The sequence below is a fragment of the Lysinibacillus sp. NPDC093216 genome (genome assembly GCF_050280325.1).
Taxonomy (GTDB): domain Bacteria; phylum Bacillota; class Bacilli; order Bacillales_A; family Planococcaceae; genus Lysinibacillus.
On record NZ_JBNNVB010000005.1, the window covers coordinates 61,293 to 79,430 of the forward strand.

Here is an 18,138-nt window from a genome sequence, read left to right on the forward strand (position 1 = left end):
TATGTTACGAATGATGATGAACAGTAAAATCCACCGTGCTACAGTGACACAAGCAGATTTAAACTATGTTGGATCTATTACGATTGATGAGGATATTTTAGATGCAGTAGGGATGCTTCCAAACGAAAAAGTGCATATCGTTAATAACAACAATGGCGCACGCTTTGAAACATATATTATTGCAGGGGAACGTGGATCAGGCGTTATTTGTGTGAACGGTGCAGCAGCACGCCTAGTACAACGTGGAGATATTGTGATTATAATTTCTTATGTGTACGTAGATAACGAAGAGGCAAAAGATCATAAGCCAACAGTAGCTATTATGGGCGAAGGCAATACAATTAAAGAAATGATTACCTATGAGCCAGAAGCAACGGTGATGTAATAGAGAGGAAGCGTGTACAAGTTGTACATGCTTCTTTTTTGTGTCCAAACTAAAAGGCGAAGGGATGCCGTAGAGCCAAATATGTGATAAAATTCATCTATCTAATGTGAACTGTGAGTTGAGATGTATGATGGAAAGTCAAAAATATGCAATTGTTGATTTAGAGACGACTGGTCATTCACCAGCAAATGGGGACCGAATGATTCAAATAGCAATTGTTATTATGAAAGATTGGAAAATTGAGCAGACCTTTACGAAGTTTATTTATCCAGGTAAAGCTATCCCAACGTTCATTCAGGATTTAACGCATATTACGGATGAGGATGTAAAGGATGCCTTGCCGTTTGAGGCACATGCCGACTACATATATGAACTGCTTGCTGATTGTGTATTTGTCGCGCATAATGCGGATTTTGACTTATCCTTTTTACAAGCAGAGTTTAAGCGTGCAGGTTTACCAAAATGGCAGGGTAAAAAGATGGATACAGTTGAGCTTGCCAAAATATTGTTCCCAATGTCACTGAGCTTTAAGCTAGGTGATTTAGCGGCAGATTTAAATATAGAGCTAACAAATGCACACCGGGCAGATGACGATGCACGAGCAACTGCTGAACTCTTTAAACATTGCTGGAAGGAGCTACTCTGTCTCCCTCAGCTAACTCTTGAACAAATGCATAAACGTTCATTCAGATTGAAATCAAATTTATCCCAACTTTTCTTTGAAGCTCTTCAAATTAAAAGACAGCATGTAACGGCTAATGAGAATGTCTCCTACTATCGCAATTTGGCTATTTGTGATGGACGAAAAAAGCATCCAAATAATGCGGGAATTGTATCATATCCACAAACAGCAGCTGACAAAACATCATTAATGACAAAGGTGATGCCAAATTTTGAGCAACGACCGGCACAATTCGAAATGATGGATACTATTTGGCAGGCGCTCAATGACAAAAGGGAATGCGTTATAGAGGCATCAACAGGCATTGGTAAAACAGCGGGGTATCTACTTCCCGCGATTTTATATGCTCGAGCAGTCGATAAAAAAATTGCGATTAGCACATATACGTCACACTTGCAGGAGCAGCTTGTTGAAGAAGAGCTACCGAAGATTGAAAAAATCCTTGGCACTAAAGTAAATATTGCTGTTCTTAAAGGCATGCAGCATTATATTGACGTTGCACGCTTTGAGCAATGTATGGCTTATGCTGATGAAACTTATGATGATACATTTACGATTTTGCAGATTCTCGTTTGGCTGACTAAAACAGAAACAGGTGTGTTAAGTGAGCTCAATGTTTCTGGTGGTGGACAACTATTTTTAGAGAAAATCCGCAAAATGCCTGATGAAAAACCTTCGAAGGGCTTTGATTTCTATGAACAAGCGTTAAAAAATAGTGAATTTGCGGATTGTATTGTAACTAATCATTCTATGGTACTCAGTGATTTAGTCCGTCAAACACCGATCTTTACACAAATTGACGGTTGGATCATTGACGAAGCACATCAATTTATACAATCTGCCATGCAGCAGGACGAAGTAGTCTTCTCCTATACGCAGTGGAAGTATATTTTCGGTCAAGTAGGAACGATGGAGGAAACTGCTTTGTTCCAGCAATTTAGTCAGGCAGCTAAGAAAAAACAACGCGTTTCTATGCAAAGCTTGCAACGACTAGACGCACAATTTATACGCCTGCAACGGACATTCGATGAAACTATTCAGCGAGCCGTGCAAAAAATGCAGCAACAAATAAAAGGGAAACAAGCTAGTAGTAAATGCACTTTATTTTTTGAGGATGTATCGCTCGCAAAAGAACCGCTTTTGCAAGTAAGTAAGCTCACACAGCAGTGGCTTGATCTTGCGACAGAAGTAGGACAGGCTTTTGAAAATAATATTGAGCAATTAGATAAAAATGAGCTCTATATATTATCAGAATGGCATTATTGGATCCGTGAATTAAAAGTAAAAATCGCTGAATGGGAGGAAATTTTCCTATCGTCACAGGATGATAATTCAGTGTGGTTAGAATTTGATTTACGGAGTGTTCCAGGGAGCTTACAAGTCTTTAAAAAGCCTGTTAATGTCACGCCGATCATTGAAAAAGTACTTGCACCACTTCGTAAGCAGGCAAGCATAGTATGGACTTCTGGTACTTTGACTGTACCAGGCAATGAGCGCTTTGTGACGCGTCAACTCGGTATTTCCGATAGTGTGAAAGTAATAAAGCTACAAGCGCCACCATCCTATTATGCAGGAGCGAAGGCATTTATTGTCACAGATATGCCCGATATTCAACATGTGTCACAGGATGAATATATTGAAGCGGTCGCCCAAGCCATTACACGTACAGTGCGGATGACAGAAGGACGTTGTTTTGTCCTATTTACCGCTCAGGACATGCTACGAAAAACAGTGGAGCTTATTCAAGATAGTGAACTCCTTGATGACTATATGCTCTTTGCACAAGGTGTAACGGGTGGTAGTCGTATGCGAATCCTGAAATCATTCCAAAAATTTAGCCATGCCGTTCTTTTTGGTACAAACAGCTTCTGGGAAGGTGTAGATGTTCCGGGTGACGCACTTGCGTCGGTTATCGTTGTACGTCTGCCGTTCTCCTCACCAGAAGAGCCTGTATTTAAGGCGCGCGCAAAGCATATTACAGCACAAGGTCGCAACTCCTTCAATGAGCTATCACTACCAGAAGCCATCATGCGTTTTAAACAAGGCTTTGGTCGTTTAATCCGTTCATCCAAGGATAAAGGAGCCTTTATCGTTTTAGACCGCCGCATTTCAACAAAGTCGTATGGTAAGGAATTTATCAAGGCGTTACCACCGATTGATGTTAAGAAATTGCAGCTACCTGAGTTGTTAAAGGAACTTAATAATTGGCAGAAATAGTTGGAACCCCTTTTAGCAGTTTTGCTAAAAGGGGTTTTTTCGTATGTGCCTGGCATCTTGGAACGGATGCAATACTGCTCAAATCTTATACAAAGATGTTACTCTTTACTTATATGAATGAGAAGGAGTTGCGTGCTTTTTATGAATGTACAAATGAGACAATCCTCTAGAAGGGTCGAGATCAGGGTGAACCACTTGATACGAATGAAATCAGGCTTGATGGTGTCTCGTATAACCTATCTCAAAAGTTCATGCTAATATAAACACTATAAAGTAGGAAAATATAAACTGTAAAAGAGGTTGGTTTTATGACTAAATACAATTACTTTACATATGCCATTATGAATACCATAATATTTTTGCCTTATTTTCTTTTTACTATTATTGGTAATACTTACAATACAATTTTGAATGGTTGGTTTCCGCTTATTATCTTTTACGCTTTCCAAAACACAGGTACTTTTCTTATTAACTCATTCAGGAAAAAGGTAAACACCCGCGAATTATTGTTAGGTTTTCTTATCCTCGCAATTATCGGAACAATATGTGGATCTTTAGCACCATTTTCAACAATTTGGATTGAGCTATCTGCTGTTTTTATGGGAATTGCAGTGAGTATTTTGTTGCCACTCTACACAACAACTCAATATCATGAAAAGCACTTTTTTAGAACTACAATGAAATCAAAGCATTATTTATTCGCGTTACTAACTATTATAATAATTGTTCCGTTAATTTTATTTACCGCTAACTCTAATCATCCAAGTTTAGCTTTTGTAATTTATGGGGTTGTTCTTTCAATATGCTATATTTCATTAAGACATATGCCGAAATACCCGATTGCCATACTGCATTCTTCTCGTTTTTCAGCATCATCATTTATATTATTTATTTTATTCACTTTATTACTTTTTGTTATAAAAGCTACCCGTGAAACGAATTTTCAAATTCTTACCGTATTATTAATTGTAAGTATCCTGATTACAATGACGGTTCTTACTTTAATGATTACAAAATCAAAAATTCACCTTCGATTACCGAAGTTTATTTACTTTTTTTCCTTTATCCAAGGTATGGTAGTTAATTTTTATCTACTGTATGGTACTTTTTTTGCATTATCGCAAAAAAGTAATACTTTCGCGATTTACAATATTTATATGCCATATGGATTAGGTATTATATTTTCATTATTTATAGGAAATAAAATCATAAGTTATTTTAAACAATATGATCCACTTTCCGTAATCAATATCGCTTTTGTTTTAGGAATTTTACTAACTGTGATACCGTGGACAATCTCAATTGGTGGTTTCCTTATAGGTTTCTTTTCATCACTACAGGCTGTAAGATTAAATCGCCTTGCTTATGATGCAACTGATTCATTTAAAGATTCCAGTCTTCTATTACGTAGTAGTTGGTCTAAACTAGGAAGTATAATCAATCAAATGTGTTTCTTTTTCTTCATCTTATTAAATAGTATTATCAATCATATACCACTGAACGAAGTGTTCTTAGCGCTCAGTGGAAAGACATTTTACTATAAAAATCAAATGTTTGACGATTTAATAACAACTGCTATTTTAATCATTGCTATAATTGGGAGTCTCTTATTGTTTGGATCATTGAAATTAAGACGAGCACACAAAAACATAAATTAAAATTAAAGAAAACAGAGATAATAAAGTAAGAGGAAGGGGAAGAGAAAATACAAATCCCCTTAACAAACTAGTTAAGGGGATAGAATGGTGTAATTGACTTTTTGAAAAAATAAGTAGTGAAACCATTTATAGAAATATTCATATTAATTATATTATCTATGACTATTTTTGTTAATTGTTTTTGTTTTGGAAACTAGATAAGTTAGCGTTGTACTATCTGAGATATATAGTTCATCACAATTTTGGTTGCTACCTCCGCGTCATAACTTGTCTAATTATTTGGAATATTTGTAAACATGCCTAGCCAAATTAAAATGGTTAATTCATTGATTGAATCAACATTTTTACAGGTCGCTGTTCTATTTTTTGAGGATTAGAGAAAGGGAAATTTAGCCCAAAAAGTAGTGCTTGGGCAAAGAAAGCTGGGAGTTGAGTAAAAAGTATGAGTACCTGAGCGAATAGAGTGTTGAGTGGTGCGATAAGTAGGGCAACCCGAGCGAATAGTGCAACAAGAGGAGCAAAAAATAAAAAGGCTATAAATCTGAAAAAAATGGACTCACAAAGAATGCCCTCGACGCACGGACGCGACTACGAGGGCGATATGCTATTTAAGTACAACAATCTTTTTACGATTCACCTTGATGAAAGTTAATCTTATAAAATTTCTTTGGTCTGCCGCGAAGTTTTTCATGCTTTTTATAAATTAATTCAGCGACGCCTTTACTTTCAAGCTCGTTCAGTATGCGATTAGAGCTTCTGATGGTGATATCTAAATGTAAGGCAATATCAGCAGAGGATAATTCATTTGTATTTGTTTTTTCAATGACAGATAGAATCTTTTGGATTAACAGGAGGGAAATATTTAATTTTTCACTTAAGCGTTGTAGCTCAGGAGTTTCTTCTGTCATTTGTAAAACAACTTTTTCCTCTGTATTTGGATTTATTAGTTGACCACTTTCAGTAATAATAAAGGATGGCTTTTCCTGTTGATGAGCTTCGTGATTGGCGATATGTGCCTTTTTCCGAGCTTCATCAATGTTTTGACCAATTCCCCACCCAATATGAAAAGTAAAGGGTAAGCTTTCAGATAAAGCCTCTACTAATGCATCTTGTGAAAAATTATTTGTCATCATTAGTAATTCCTTTTGAGAGGTGAAAATTTCAAAATGAACACTTTGTTTTTGTATAATCATCGTTAAATGATTTTTTTTACTATATTCCAATAGTGAAGTATGCAACAAGCTTTGATTAAATTCTGCATTTGTATTTTCTATTTTAGAAGGAACCAAAGCATCACCTGTTATCTCACCAATCGCTATAATACTTTCTGATAATTGTTTATGTCGGACCTCTGAAATAACTTTTTCAAATACTTCTAAAATCGTTTCTGGAGATGCTGTGATAAGCTCTACGTTCACACCTTGCTTAGAAAGCTTGTCTAATATATTACTAAAAGCAGTAATAGATAGATCTACCTTTCCAGATCTATTTAATTCGATATGTCTTTCTAATAATTCCTCATAAAAATTATCCGTAATATCTAAATGGATAATATGTGCTTCTTCATTTTTTAAATATAACTCCTCTAATTTAATTAAATCTGTATATCCACTAAAGTCAAATGTCACCTTAGAAAAGTCCAAGTTAGAATATTTTCTACTGATATGAAATAGCTTTTTATAAAAATCTCGCTCATTTGCCATGTAGTAATAGGTGGGTATTTGATAAATAACATTTGAGCTTTGCAATACTAAATGGGCTAGACCATTCATAACTACCGCATCAAAAAATAAATAGTTTTCTAAATATAATGGTTTAATTTCAGAAAGCTTTTTATATGTAAAAAAAGTTAATTCGCAGCGTTCTTTTAATTGTTCTTTAATTGGTAAAACATCTTGTAGTGAATTATGCGCTACAATCACACCGATTCGAATCAAATTGCATTCTCCTCCTAGATTTTTCTATTAGCTCTAGTATATTTGACATTTGCATCTTATAGCAATATTGAAGCATATTTTTTGAATTTTGTTGATTTTTTTCATAAGCATCCTCTATAATCATTTAAAGACAGTCTTTAATATGTCCAAAAATAAACGCAAGGGGGACTCTTATTGGAAAGATCTAACACAAGTAAGCAGAAGTACATAATTCTTGGGATTTTATTTTTAACTTGGATTGTGAATTATTTGGATAAGCTATCTATGAATGTAGCAATTATTCCAATTGCGGAGGAGTTTAGTTTAAATGAGACGCAAGCAGGGTTAATTATCAGTGTCTTTTTCATGAGTTATGCAGTGATGCAGTTAGTTGGGGGATATTTATCAGATAAATATGGGGCAAGACGTATGATTCTTATTTCGGTTTTATTGTGGTCTATTTTCACGATTTTGACTGGCTTTGCATGGTCATTTGTATCACTTATTGCGATTCGGCTACTCTTTGGGATTGGCGAAGGAAGTTTTCCTGCTGCTAGCTCATTAGCAATTGCTGACAATTTCCCAAAATCAGAACGAGGTCGTGCAAAGTCAACGCTTACAGCTGCTACTACTGTTGGTAGTATGATTTCGACTATTGTAGCTGCAACTTTAATAATTTCTATTGGCTGGCGAAATTTATTCTTTATTTTTGGTGTTTTAGGATTCCTATTAACGATTGTCCTTTATTTTTTATTAAAGCCAGACACTCAATACAAAGAAGAGGCAAAGTCTATTAAAGTGAAAGTGCCACTAAAAAAATTATTAAAAATGCCTATGCTCTGGCAGTTAATGTTGATGTACTTTGGCGTCAGTATTGTCAATTGGGGACTTACATCGTGGATGCCGACTTATATGGTAAAGGCAAAAAATTTAGATATGGTTTCGATGGGAGCGCTAGCAATAATTCCTGCGTTAGCAGCATTAATTGCTGTAATGCTTACAGGCTGGCTAATTGATAAATTTGCTGTTGGTAAAGAGAAATATTTAATTATGTTTGGTGCTTTTATTGCAGGCATTAGTTTATTTTTCATGACGAATGCATCTTCAATTACGATGATTGTAACATTTCAAGCTTTAACATTGGCGGGCTGCTTGTTTGCTACAACAACGATACTAACTTTACCACTTAAATATTTCTCACATGATGTTATTGGAACGGCAACAGGGTTTATGTATTTTGGTGGTCAGATAGCTGGTGCAATATCTCCATCTATAATGGGGTACATCATCTCACTATTCAATGGATCTTATTCAGCAGCATTCTTGTTCTTAATGGTTATGGTTATAATTCCTATTCTAACAGCGACAACTTTAAGAACTAAAACATCAATAACTACAAATCAAACAGTTTAATAAAAATAAAAAATGGAGTGAAAGGTTTATGTCTAATTCTTATATAAATGAAATATCTAAAATAATTGAATATAAGCGAGATAAATTAATAGATATTAGCAATAAAATTTGGAATTTTGCCGAAATTCGTTTTGAGGAATTTCAATCTGCAGAATTATTATGCACGGCATTGGAAAGTGAAGATTTTCAAGTTGAAAAAGGGGTGGCTGACCTAGAAACGGCTTTTATTGGCAGCTACGGAAGTGGGAAACCTGTTATTGCTTTTTTAGGAGAATATGATGCACTTTCTGGCTTAAGTCAAGAAGGAGGGGCAGCAATAAAAGCTGCTATTCAAGAAGGGGGAAATGGTCACGGTTGTGGACATAATCTTCTGGGTACAGGATCCTTTGCAGCTGCAGTAGCTTTACGTGATTACATGGAAAAACATAATATTCCTGGTACAATCAGATTTTATGGCTGTCCAGCAGAAGAAGGTGGATCTGGTAAAACATTAATGGTCCGTGCAGGCCTTTTTAATGATGTAGATTTTGCTTTATGCTGGCATCCTGCTGACCATAATTTAATGATGTGTACGAGCTCCTTAGCAAATGTTCAAGCTTCCTTTAAGTTTACTGGACGTTCTGCCCATGCAGCTCAGGCACCTCATTTAGGTCGCAGTGCACTGGATGCCGTTGAACTTATGAATGTGGGAGTTAACTATCTTCGTGAGCATATAATTCCAGAAGCACGTGTGCACTATGCAGTGACAAATACAGGTGGATTATCACCGAATATTGTACAAGCAGATGCAAGTGTACTTTATTTAGTACGTGCACCAAAGACAAGCCAAGTCAATGAAATTTATGATCGTGTCTGTAAGATTGCTGAGGGTGCCACATTAATGACAGGTACAAATGTTGAAATCATCTTTGACAAAGCATGCTCTAATCTAGTTCCAAACCATACAATGCAGCAAATAATGTTTGAACAGTTTACACAACTTGGTACGCCACAATTTAGTGAACAAGATTATGAATTTGCTAAAGAGATTAGAAAGACTCTTTCTGAGCAGGAAAAGAATGGAGGAGGTCTGGCCGCTATTCCAGTATTTAGAGAGCTACTTGCAAAGGAAAAGGATACGGCATTATCAACAACGTTATTCCCTTACAATAAAGCATTTACATCTATCACGATGCCAGGCTCAACAGATGTGGGGGATGTAAGCTGGGTTGTCCCAACTGCACAATGTACAACGACATGTCATGCACAAGGGACACAACTGCATTCTTGGCAGGCCGTTGCTACAGGTACGACATCTATTGCTCATAAAGGAATGCTTCATGCTGGGAAAGTTATGGCTGCCACTGCTGCTGCGATGCTGGCACAACCGGAATTAATTGAACAAGCAAAGCAAGAGTTAAAAGAACGTTTAGGAAATGAGGTTTATCAAAATCCAATTCCTCAAGATGTTAAACCTTCACACATCCGCAGATACTCATCTGACGTAATCGAATAATTGAAAAAGAAGTGTCAAGACAAGAAAATTGTCATTGACGCTTCTTTTGTTTTTTATAACAAAGAGGAGACATTACCATCATCTATTAAAAATTCAACACAGTTTCTGCCTCGTTCTTTTGCTTGATATAACGCTTTATCACATCTTGATAATAATGTATTTCGAGTATCACCATCTACGTAGCTAGTTACACCGAAGCTACTAGTTTTTCGTTGAACAACAGGGAATTGATGATTTTCTAATTGTTGACGAAGCTTTTCAGAAAGCTTTACAGCATCATCTAATGTAGTTTGAGGACAAATAACTAAAAACTCCTCGCCACCCCATCTTCCAATTGTATCTTGTTCTCGAATCGTATTTTGCAAGATCTCTGCTACGCTCATTAAAACTAAGTCGCCTACTTGATGGCCAAATCCATCATTTACTTCTTTAAAATAATCAATATCTAGTAGAATAATAGAGAACGGAACCTCTTGATGTTGAGCGTGTTGAAGTGCTTCTTCTAACACATCATCTAACTTTACACGATTTGGAATTTTAGTTAGGCGATCTGTATTTGCTAACTTTTCAAGCTCAAGTTTTGCTCTTTCTAGCTCTTGTGTTCGTTCCTTTACTTTATGTTCGAGCGTTTCATTTAGCGTTTGTTGCATTTCTTGATGTTCTTTTTTAATAATATTGATTTTATCGCCTAATGCTAATGATAAAAATATAGATTCAAAAATAGCACCTGCTGCAGGAACTCTTTCAAATATAGATGGATGAAATGGAATTAAACTTAAAAAGGCCAATGCTTGTACAATAATGGAACCAAGCAGAACAGTCCAACCTACCATATAAAATCGAGCCATTTTCTGACCTTTTAACAACACAAATATTCCTGATAACCAAAGAAAAATAAAGACAAATACAGCAAAAATAATTGTAAAATTATTTGTAATCGTAACATCAGGGACAAAGAATGAAGCAATTAATGAAAGTATAGTGATCCATAATAGTAGATTTCCGATTTTGTAGAATCGAGGTAAATATTTTTTTAGTTCCAGAAACTCTTTGCAAAATAGAATCATAAATAAAAGTAATATATTGCCGCTTATTGCAGATGATTTTATAAAGTACCATTTAGGGAAAAGTTGTCCTAATAATTCAATATCTAAAGAATTCAATGTGGCTTGATAGAGGATAAAACTAAACATATACAAAACATAGTAAAAGTAAGTCTTTTCTTTTAACGAAAAAAATAAAAATAAATTGTAAATTAATAATGCTGCTAAGAACCCATAAAAAATTCCTGTTAAATATTTATAGTCAATAATCTTATTGATAAAGCTTTCCGTTGTGAAAAGATAAGAAATTGAATTTAATGGTAATTCGCCATCTAATTTTATATAAATTTCTTTGACGGATGAGTCTTGGATTTGAAATAAATTAGAGCGATAATGAATTTTTTGATCGTCAATATTTGAAATGCCTCTCTTTTGAACCCTATAGGATCCATCTTCTTTCACTATAAACATTTCAATGCTATCAAGCTTGTCTGTTACCTCTAACCAGTATGACTCCTGTTTATCCGTTAATAGTTTATCGGCATCTAATCGTAGCCAAATCGTATCATTCGTATGCCAAAAGAATAAATAATTCTCTTTACTAGTGACAAAGGAATTGTGGTATGTACCACTTAATAAATCATCGATCGTAATTTTTTTTGACGGATCACGCAAAATATCATAATGCTTTCCCAATTTTATAGGTTCTGATAGTTCTGCAGCATGACATGGTAAGCTGAATTGTGTAAAAGTAAATATGAGTACGATAAAAAAATAAAATAACAGGTTGGTTTTTATAATTTTATTTTTCATCATGTATTTTTTCTCCTATCCTATCCTAATTCCTATCCTTCAGTTACTAGTATGCTGATGAAAGGTAAAATAAGGTGCTCTTAAAATAGAGTATTATGTAAATATATCACACTTTATTCTATGTTTAGGATTTTTACGAATAAAAAGAGATAATTCGGTTAGGAATCCTTTAATTATTTTCAAAGACCATAAGAGCAAGAATGAGGACGAATGAATGTGTTTTTCCTGATAATATGATGGCTAATAAGTAATAAGGAGGCATCATGATGTCAAAAATTCAGGAATTTAATGAGCTACATTCAGCTAAAGAACTATTATTTATAGGAAATGCGTGGGATTTATTATCTGCGTTAACTTTAGAAAAAGTTGGTTTCAAAGCAATTGGTACAACAAGCTGGGGAATTGCCAATTCACTAGGGTATGAAGATGGTGAGTTAATTGATTTTGATCGACACTTAGCCATTATTAAAACAATTGCAAACAATGTAAAAATACCTGTTTCCGCAGATATTGAGGCGGGATATGGACAAGATCAGAAAACAATTTTAGAAAATGTTTTAAGGACGGCAGATGTTGGTGTTGCAGGTATCAATATTGAGGATTCACTCAAAAAACAAAAGGGATTACGTAATTTAAAAGAGCATTGTAACCTTCTAGCAGAAATGAGAACGATGTTAGATAATCACGGTTATAAAAATTTCTATATTAATGCTAGAACAGATACGTATTTTCTGATGCAGCATCCATTTATAGAAACTATGAATAGAGCAAAGGCTTATGCGGAGAGCGGAGCAAGTGGCATATTTATTCCAGGATTAACAGATGATGAGGAGATAAGCGAAATAACTTTGAATATAGATGCACCCATTAATCTACTTTCTTTACCTGAACTGACGGATTGTAATAAGCTTAAAGAATTAGGGGTAAAACGTTTTAGCTTCGGCAATGCACTATCAGACAAAATAATAGCTTATTTAAAAATGAAATCTAGCCAATTACTGGAAAAGCAAAATACGGCGTTTTTATATGAGAAATAGGCTGCAAAGGGGATGGAATAGTGAACAACAAAATCAATCTTTCATTTGAGGAAATGTGGGAGAAAATTATGGCCTGTAATCAAACATATGATGGGCTATTTTATACGGCTGTAAAGACTACTAAAATCTATTGCCGTCCTTCATGCAAATCGCGAAAGCCGAAAAAAATAAATGTAGAATTTTACGACGATATTCAAAAGGTTGAGAGTGCTGGATATCGTGCATGTAAAAGGTGCCAGCCTGAAGTGGTACTCTCTCCGCATACTCAACTCATCAAAAAAGTAACAACCTATTTAATAAATGAGTATAAACAACGGTTAACATTACAGGATATTGCTAATTTTGTAGGGATAAGTCCTTTTCATCTTGAACGCCTATTTAAACAAGAAACAGGTGAAACACCGCGAGCTTATTTAGAAAAAATAAGAATAGATAAAGCCGTATATTTTTTAAAAAATACAAGCTATACAAATCTTGAGGTTTGCTATGAAGCTGGATTTCAAAGCCCATCAAACTTTTATAAAGTGTTTCGGAACTTAAAATATTGTTCACCAAGTGAATATCGAAACCTTGTGAGGAGTTGGACATGAATTGGATCAATAACGAAACCTATATTGTGATTAATACACCTGCAGCATTTAATTATACTGAGTGTTTAATATTCTTAAATAGATCTAAGCAAGAGGTGCTGCATCAAATAAAAGACGGCTATTTATATAAATTGCTTCAAGTGGATGGACAAAATATTTTATGTAAAATAGGATATCAATCAAATTGTATCAAAGTTGAATTTCCAATACACGCACCATCTGAAAGAGTCTTAGAAAAAATTGTACAGTACATTTGTGAATGGTTTGATTTAGAAAGAAATTTGCACAGTTTTTATGAAATGGCTCAAAAAGATAAAATTTTGCTGCCTCTCGTTAAAAAATACTATGGATTACGAATAATAGGCATGCCAGATTTATTTGAAGCACTCGTATGGGCAATTATTGGACAACAAATTAATTTAACATTCGCATACACATTAAAAAGACGATTTGTAGAACAATTTGGAGAATGCTTAACATTTGAAGGAGAATCCTATTGGCTGTTTCCGACATCTGAAAGAATTGCTGCTATTCAAGTGGACGACTTAAGAAGCTTACAATTTACAGCTAGAAAATCTGAGTACATTATAAATATTGCAAAAATCATGACAAACGGACAATTAACAAAAGAAAAATTGCTTCAACAGGAAGATTTTTTAGAAAGCAAAAATTTCTTAATGTCAATTCGGGGTGTTGGTGCACGGACAGCTGATTATGTGCTGATGAAATGCATACAAGATCCAACCTCGTTTCCTATTGCAGATGTGGGTCTTCATAATGCCTTAAAAAATCAATTAGCATTAAATCGTAAGCCGACTGTTGAGGAAATCAAGAACATTTCAACACATTGGAAAGAATGGGAGGCTTATGCCACTTTTTAATTATGGAGGTCTCTATACGATGAAACAATATAAATTAGATTTTAACTCTCCCATCGGCATCATTGAAATAGTAGGTTCTGATACAGAGGTATATTCAATAATGTTTTCTGAACATGATCAAATAGTAAATGTTCCTCAAAAAGATACACCTCAGGTTATTATAGATTGTCAACAACAGCTACATGAATATTTCATCGGTAAGCTCCATGAGTTTACATTTTCTTATACTTTTGAGGGAACGAGTTTTCAAAAAGAAGTTTGGACTGCTTTAACAAGTGTTGCTTACGGCGAAACAGCAACATATAAAAAAATTGCGGCTTCCATTGGCAATGAACAAGCTGTGAGGGCTGTAGGAAGTGCAAATGGCAAAAATCACTTAAGCATCGTCATTCCTTGTCATCGAATTATTGGCTCAAACGGAACATTAACAGGCTATGCAGGAGGGATGTGGAGAAAGGAATGGCTACTACAACATGAAAAATGGAATAGTAAGGGAATTAAGAAATAAATTTATGATTTATCATCTCTACGTTTGGGTGATAAACCATTTAAAAAGTGGTTTATTACCTTTGATTTTCTAACGTTCCTTTGTTTGTAACATAACTTAGCCTAGGAATACGTTTTGTATAAATAAGCGGCAATTGCTAAAAATAAGACCGTCAAAATGGGTGATTTAATTACTTGATAAGTATTTGTAATTTTCCACTTGTTATGACAGTTTTTTTGCAATATCGACGCTTTTTATACATGTGAGGAATGAACTTCAAGTGTATTACTGGCTTCGTATTTACAAGTGAAGGAGGTGTAAACGTGAGCGTAGTTTATAGAATCGCTTTAGTGTTAGTCATCATTGGAGCAATCAACTGGGGACTTATAGGATTTTTTAGATTTGATTTAGTTGCCTATTTGTTCGGTGGACAAACAGCAGTATTGTCACGATGGATTTATGCATTCGTTGGATTAGCAGGACTAGTATCCTTACCTGTTCTTATTATGCGATTTGATGAGGACGAAGATCTTGTTCATGATCGTGACCATCATTCTCGCATAGACAGAAATCCAAGCTATGGTATGGAGTTTGGTGATGAAGCAGATTTTACTGCATTAAAAACAACTAATGTGCTAAAAGAAGAAAAAAAGGATTCACATAGTAAAAATAAAAACAAAAATAAAAATAAAAAATAACCTCGAGTTTATTCCTCAAAAAAACTGATGACCATTTGGTTTGTCAGTTTTTTCGTTATGGCTAGGATAAAAAATCCGCAAAGATATAAGGGATTGGCACCCAGATAACGAAGCGGATTTTTACTTGAAGCCCTTCATTAGCCGCTATCACTTAGAAATGGTACATGGACACCAACAAACTAGATTTGGATTTAAGAACGGAAATCTTATGGTGATAAAATTTATTGGTGCGTCAACACATCCTCAATCAAAAATGCAATATAGAGATTTGTTTTTGTAAATGGGTTACTTAAGTCCATATCTAATAGCGTTTCTATTTTTTTTATTTTATAAAGTACTGTATTGCGATGAATAAATAGACGCTCACTAATCCTACGGGTACTTCCATTTTCATCGAGGTAAATGCGTAGAAATTGTACATAATCTGAGTTATGCAATTCATCATAGCGATAAAGCTGACCTAAGATGTCTTGGCTATATGATTTGATTAAAGTTTGATTTTGCACGGCCATAATAATTTTGTAGGCACCAATTTCTTTATATTTATATAGGAAGCGATTGTTATGAAGCTTTGCTAATTGGATTACTGTTAATGACTCATCATAGCTTTTACGAACATTTTCAAGCTCTTTATGATAATTTCCTTTTCCAATGATAATATCCAAGTAACCATTTTTTTGCGTAATTTTGTCGTAAATTTCTTCAACAACTTTTGAGAAGGGAGTATTTGGTGTATTGATTTGTGCTCTGTCGATTAAAAAGATGAGGTGATTTTTATGCTTTAGTTTTAAGAAGCGTTTATATCTATTTTGAAATGCAAATTGGATCATGACCTCGTAGCGGTCAATATTAGCTTGTGCACCATTTGTTGTACATGAAATAATGGCTAGCTCCCTACCTTGTGGAAAACCTAGTAGTGCTAATTGATCTTTAATATAGTTGGCGTTTTGTTTGTAGTGAAAAAGTAAGTTATAAAGAACCTTTTCTTCAATAGAAAGCTCTTGATGGTGATTGGCGATAAATTGAAATGTTGTTTTTAATAGATCGGCTATTCGATAATTCCATGGCATGTGAAAAATAGGGAAATCATGTTCATTGGCAAAAGAGATGACTGATTCTGGTATATTTGGAATGTATGGTCCGGTATTAATAATGAAACCTGCTACCTTTTTAGTGAAAGCTAGTTTTACGAGTTGCTCTAAGGAATCTCCATCTGAAGATAAATTAATACCTGTGGTCACGACTAATTCATTAGGTCTACAAAACATAATTAAATCGATGCTTTCTACTACATTAATCCCTGTAACTCTTCGATACGTTCCGTTATGTCCAGCTACTAATGTTAGCATTGGGAATTGGACACCCTCTACAATTTTGCGAATTGTCCCCATTTTCTCCCCCCTTATTATGAACATAACTTACCATATATTATGTGCAGATGCACATATTTTTTTAGCTTGCTATCTATATCTCATAATTTTTATCTCTTATAGAATGTGTATAACTACTGTGAAAGAGAGGACTTGCATATGTATAAGTGTAATAGTAGACGATTGCAAGAGTTAATTGAACAATTTAGTCAATTTGGAGCTACTGAAAATGGTGGCGTAACTCGTTTGTCTCTTTCGAATGAGGATGTATTAGCAAGAAACTATTTTTGTGAGTGTTGTGATGAATTAGGGATGGATATCAAAATCGATGATATGGGTAATATTTATGCCATTTTGCCTGGGAAAAAGGATGTTCCTCCAATTGTTATGGGGTCGCATTTAGATTCCGTTGAAAAGGGTGGGAAATTTGATGGTGTATTAGGCGTTTTAACGGCTATTGAGGCTATTAGAACGTTAAAAGAAAACGAGATTGAGCTAGATATCCCGATAATGATTGTGAATTTCACGAATGAAGAAGGTGCTCGTTTTGATCCAGCGATGATGAGCTCTGGGGTTATTTCAGCGAAATTTGATAAAGAAAAAATGCTGCAATCTATCGATAAAAATGGCACTAGTTTCAAAGAAGCACTGCAAGCAAGTGGCTTTGAAGGAGATCAAGAAAATCGTTTAAAGGAAGCACTTGCTTATATCGAATTGCATATCGAACAAGGACCTGTTCTAGAGGCGAAGCAGTTGGAAATTGGCGTTGTTGAAGGTGTATTAGGTATGGTGTGTTATGAAATTACGGTTGCAGGGCAGTCCAATCATGCTGGAACGACACCGATGACAATGCGTCAAGATCCGATGATCGTAACTTCAAAAATCATTACGTATTTACATGAAGAGCTCGGAAAAATTGATGAACAGTTAGTGTTTACCTTTGGTCGAATGAATGTTTCTCCAAATATTCATACTGTGATACCGAACAATGTGACATTTACGATAGATTCACGTCATCAAAAACCAGAGATCATGCAAAAAGTAGAGGACATACTGAATAATCTTCCTACAGAGGATATGGGCTGTAGCATTAAGCCAGTTAAGCTATGGGGTAGAGATACAGTCTATTTTGAACCTCATATTTGTAATGAAGTGGAAAGGGCTTGTCAGAGCTTCGGTTATACTGCTCATCGAATGTTTAGCGGAGCAGGACATGATGCGCAATATATCGCAAGCATTGTCCCATCAGCAATGATTTTCGTACCAAGTATTAATGGTAAGAGTCATTGCGAGGAAGAGGAAACAACATTTGAGGATTGTGCGAAAGGAGCAGATGTATTACTTGAAACAGTGTTGACGCTACAAACAAAGTTTAGTGTGGGGGAGACTTACACGTTACATTAAAGTTGGTTTTCCAAACATTGTCATGATTGAGCATTCTCCATTATTTTAC

General features: G+C 35.0%; 14 protein-coding genes. 11 read left to right on the plus strand and 3 right to left on the minus strand.

Going from position 1 to position 18,138, the window contains the following annotated elements:
- Position 1 precedes the first annotated feature (1 nt).
- The 3 genes from panD (at position 2) to ACQKOG_RS07960 (ending at position 4,942) form a co-directional block, all read left to right on the plus strand.
- Positions 2–385, plus strand: a complete 384-nt coding sequence (panD, locus tag ACQKOG_RS07950) for an aspartate 1-decarboxylase (RefSeq protein ID WP_370075839.1) — start codon at positions 2–4, stop codon at positions 383–385.
- Between the two features lie 127 nt (positions 386–512).
- On the plus strand, positions 513–3,284 hold the full coding sequence (gene dinG, locus ACQKOG_RS07955; protein ID WP_402868822.1) for an ATP-dependent DNA helicase DinG: 2,772 nt from the start codon (positions 513–515) through the stop codon (positions 3,282–3,284).
- 308 nt (positions 3,285–3,592) lie between these two features.
- Positions 3,593–4,942: a hypothetical protein gene (locus ACQKOG_RS07960; protein ID WP_370075835.1), complete on the plus strand. Its 1,350-nt coding sequence runs from the start codon at positions 3,593–3,595 to the stop codon at positions 4,940–4,942.
- A gap of 626 nt (positions 4,943–5,568) precedes the next feature.
- Here ACQKOG_RS07960 and ACQKOG_RS07965 read toward each other — a convergent pair.
- The gene (locus tag ACQKOG_RS07965) at positions 5,569–6,879 is read right to left on the minus strand and encodes a hypothetical protein (protein WP_370082695.1); all 1,311 of its coding nucleotides are present in this window, start codon (positions 6,877–6,879) and stop codon (positions 5,569–5,571) included.
- 174 nt (positions 6,880–7,053) lie between these two features.
- Between ACQKOG_RS07965 and ACQKOG_RS07970 the strand changes: the two genes are divergently transcribed.
- Both ACQKOG_RS07970 and ACQKOG_RS07975 read left to right on the plus strand, forming a co-directional pair.
- Entirely contained in the window at positions 7,054–8,271 is a 1,218-nt protein-coding gene (locus ACQKOG_RS07970; RefSeq protein ID WP_402868825.1) for an MFS transporter, read from the plus strand.
- A gap of 28 nt (positions 8,272–8,299) precedes the next feature.
- Positions 8,300–9,766 carry a M20 family metallopeptidase gene (locus ACQKOG_RS07975; RefSeq protein ID WP_402868827.1) on the plus strand — a complete coding sequence of 489 codons (1,467 nt, stop codon included), beginning with the start codon at positions 8,300–8,302 and terminating at the stop codon, positions 9,764–9,766.
- A 53-nt stretch (positions 9,767–9,819) separates the two neighbouring features.
- On the opposite strand, the gene ACQKOG_RS07980 is transcribed toward ACQKOG_RS07975, so the two are convergent.
- Entirely contained in the window at positions 9,820–11,625 is a 1,806-nt protein-coding gene (locus ACQKOG_RS07980) for a sensor domain-containing diguanylate cyclase (protein WP_427445895.1), read from the minus strand.
- 263 nt (positions 11,626–11,888) lie between these two features.
- Between ACQKOG_RS07980 and ACQKOG_RS07985 the strand changes: the two genes are divergently transcribed.
- The 5 genes from ACQKOG_RS07985 (at position 11,889) to ACQKOG_RS08005 (ending at position 15,315) form a co-directional block, all read left to right on the plus strand.
- A complete protein-coding gene (locus tag ACQKOG_RS07985) occupies positions 11,889–12,659 on the plus strand; it encodes an isocitrate lyase/PEP mutase family protein (protein WP_370082703.1) in 771 nt (256 codons plus the stop codon).
- 20 nt (positions 12,660–12,679) lie between these two features.
- Complete coding sequence (locus ACQKOG_RS07990) at positions 12,680–13,249, plus strand: bifunctional transcriptional activator/DNA repair enzyme AdaA (protein WP_370082705.1); 570 nt, start codon at positions 12,680–12,682, stop codon at positions 13,247–13,249.
- A complete protein-coding gene (locus ACQKOG_RS07995; protein ID WP_427445898.1) occupies positions 13,246–14,130 on the plus strand; it encodes a DNA-3-methyladenine glycosylase family protein in 885 nt (294 codons plus the stop codon). The genes ACQKOG_RS07990 and ACQKOG_RS07995 overlap by 4 nt, the downstream gene beginning before the upstream one ends.
- A 19-nt stretch (positions 14,131–14,149) precedes the next feature.
- Complete coding sequence (locus tag ACQKOG_RS08000; protein ID WP_427445900.1) at positions 14,150–14,638, plus strand: methylated-DNA--[protein]-cysteine S-methyltransferase; 489 nt, start codon at positions 14,150–14,152, stop codon at positions 14,636–14,638.
- Between the two features lie 302 nt (positions 14,639–14,940).
- Complete coding sequence (locus ACQKOG_RS08005; protein WP_427445902.1) at positions 14,941–15,315, plus strand: DUF378 domain-containing protein; 375 nt, start codon at positions 14,941–14,943, stop codon at positions 15,313–15,315.
- 221 nt (positions 15,316–15,536) lie between these two features.
- Here ACQKOG_RS08005 and ACQKOG_RS08010 read toward each other — a convergent pair whose 3' ends face one another.
- Entirely contained in the window at positions 15,537–16,706 is a 1,170-nt protein-coding gene (locus ACQKOG_RS08010; protein ID WP_370082713.1) for a PucR family transcriptional regulator, read from the minus strand.
- 138 nt (positions 16,707–16,844) lie between these two features.
- Between ACQKOG_RS08010 and ACQKOG_RS08015 the strand changes: the two genes are divergently transcribed.
- Positions 16,845–18,089 (plus strand): Zn-dependent hydrolase, encoded by a 1,245-nt coding sequence (locus tag ACQKOG_RS08015; protein WP_402868835.1) that lies wholly within the window; start codon positions 16,845–16,847, stop codon positions 18,087–18,089.
- Positions 18,090–18,138: the final 49 nt, after the last annotated feature.

Excerpts from the sequence above, each read along its gene's own strand:
- panD (WP_370075839.1), top strand. The coding sequence starts at position 2 with ATGTTACGAATGATGATGAACAGTAAAATCCACCGTGCTACAGTGACA.
- dinG (WP_402868822.1), top strand. The coding sequence starts at position 513 with ATGATGGAAAGTCAAAAATATGCAATTGTTGATTTAGAGACGACTGGT.
- ACQKOG_RS07960 (WP_370075835.1), top strand. The coding sequence starts at position 3,593 with ATGACTAAATACAATTACTTTACATATGCCATTATGAATACCATAATA.
- ACQKOG_RS07975 (WP_402868827.1), top strand. The coding sequence starts at position 8,300 with ATGTCTAATTCTTATATAAATGAAATATCTAAAATAATTGAATATAAG.
- ACQKOG_RS07980 (WP_427445895.1), bottom strand. The coding sequence starts at position 11,625 with ATGATGAAAAATAAAATTATAAAAACCAACCTGTTATTTTATTTTTTT.
- ACQKOG_RS07985 (WP_370082703.1), top strand. The coding sequence starts at position 11,889 with ATGTCAAAAATTCAGGAATTTAATGAGCTACATTCAGCTAAAGAACTA.
- ACQKOG_RS07995 (WP_427445898.1), top strand. The coding sequence starts at position 13,246 with ATGAATTGGATCAATAACGAAACCTATATTGTGATTAATACACCTGCA.
- ACQKOG_RS08000 (WP_427445900.1), top strand. The coding sequence starts at position 14,150 with ATGAAACAATATAAATTAGATTTTAACTCTCCCATCGGCATCATTGAA.
- ACQKOG_RS08010 (WP_370082713.1), bottom strand. The coding sequence starts at position 16,706 with ATGGGGACAATTCGCAAAATTGTAGAGGGTGTCCAATTCCCAATGCTA.
- ACQKOG_RS08015 (WP_402868835.1), top strand. The coding sequence starts at position 16,845 with ATGTATAAGTGTAATAGTAGACGATTGCAAGAGTTAATTGAACAATTT.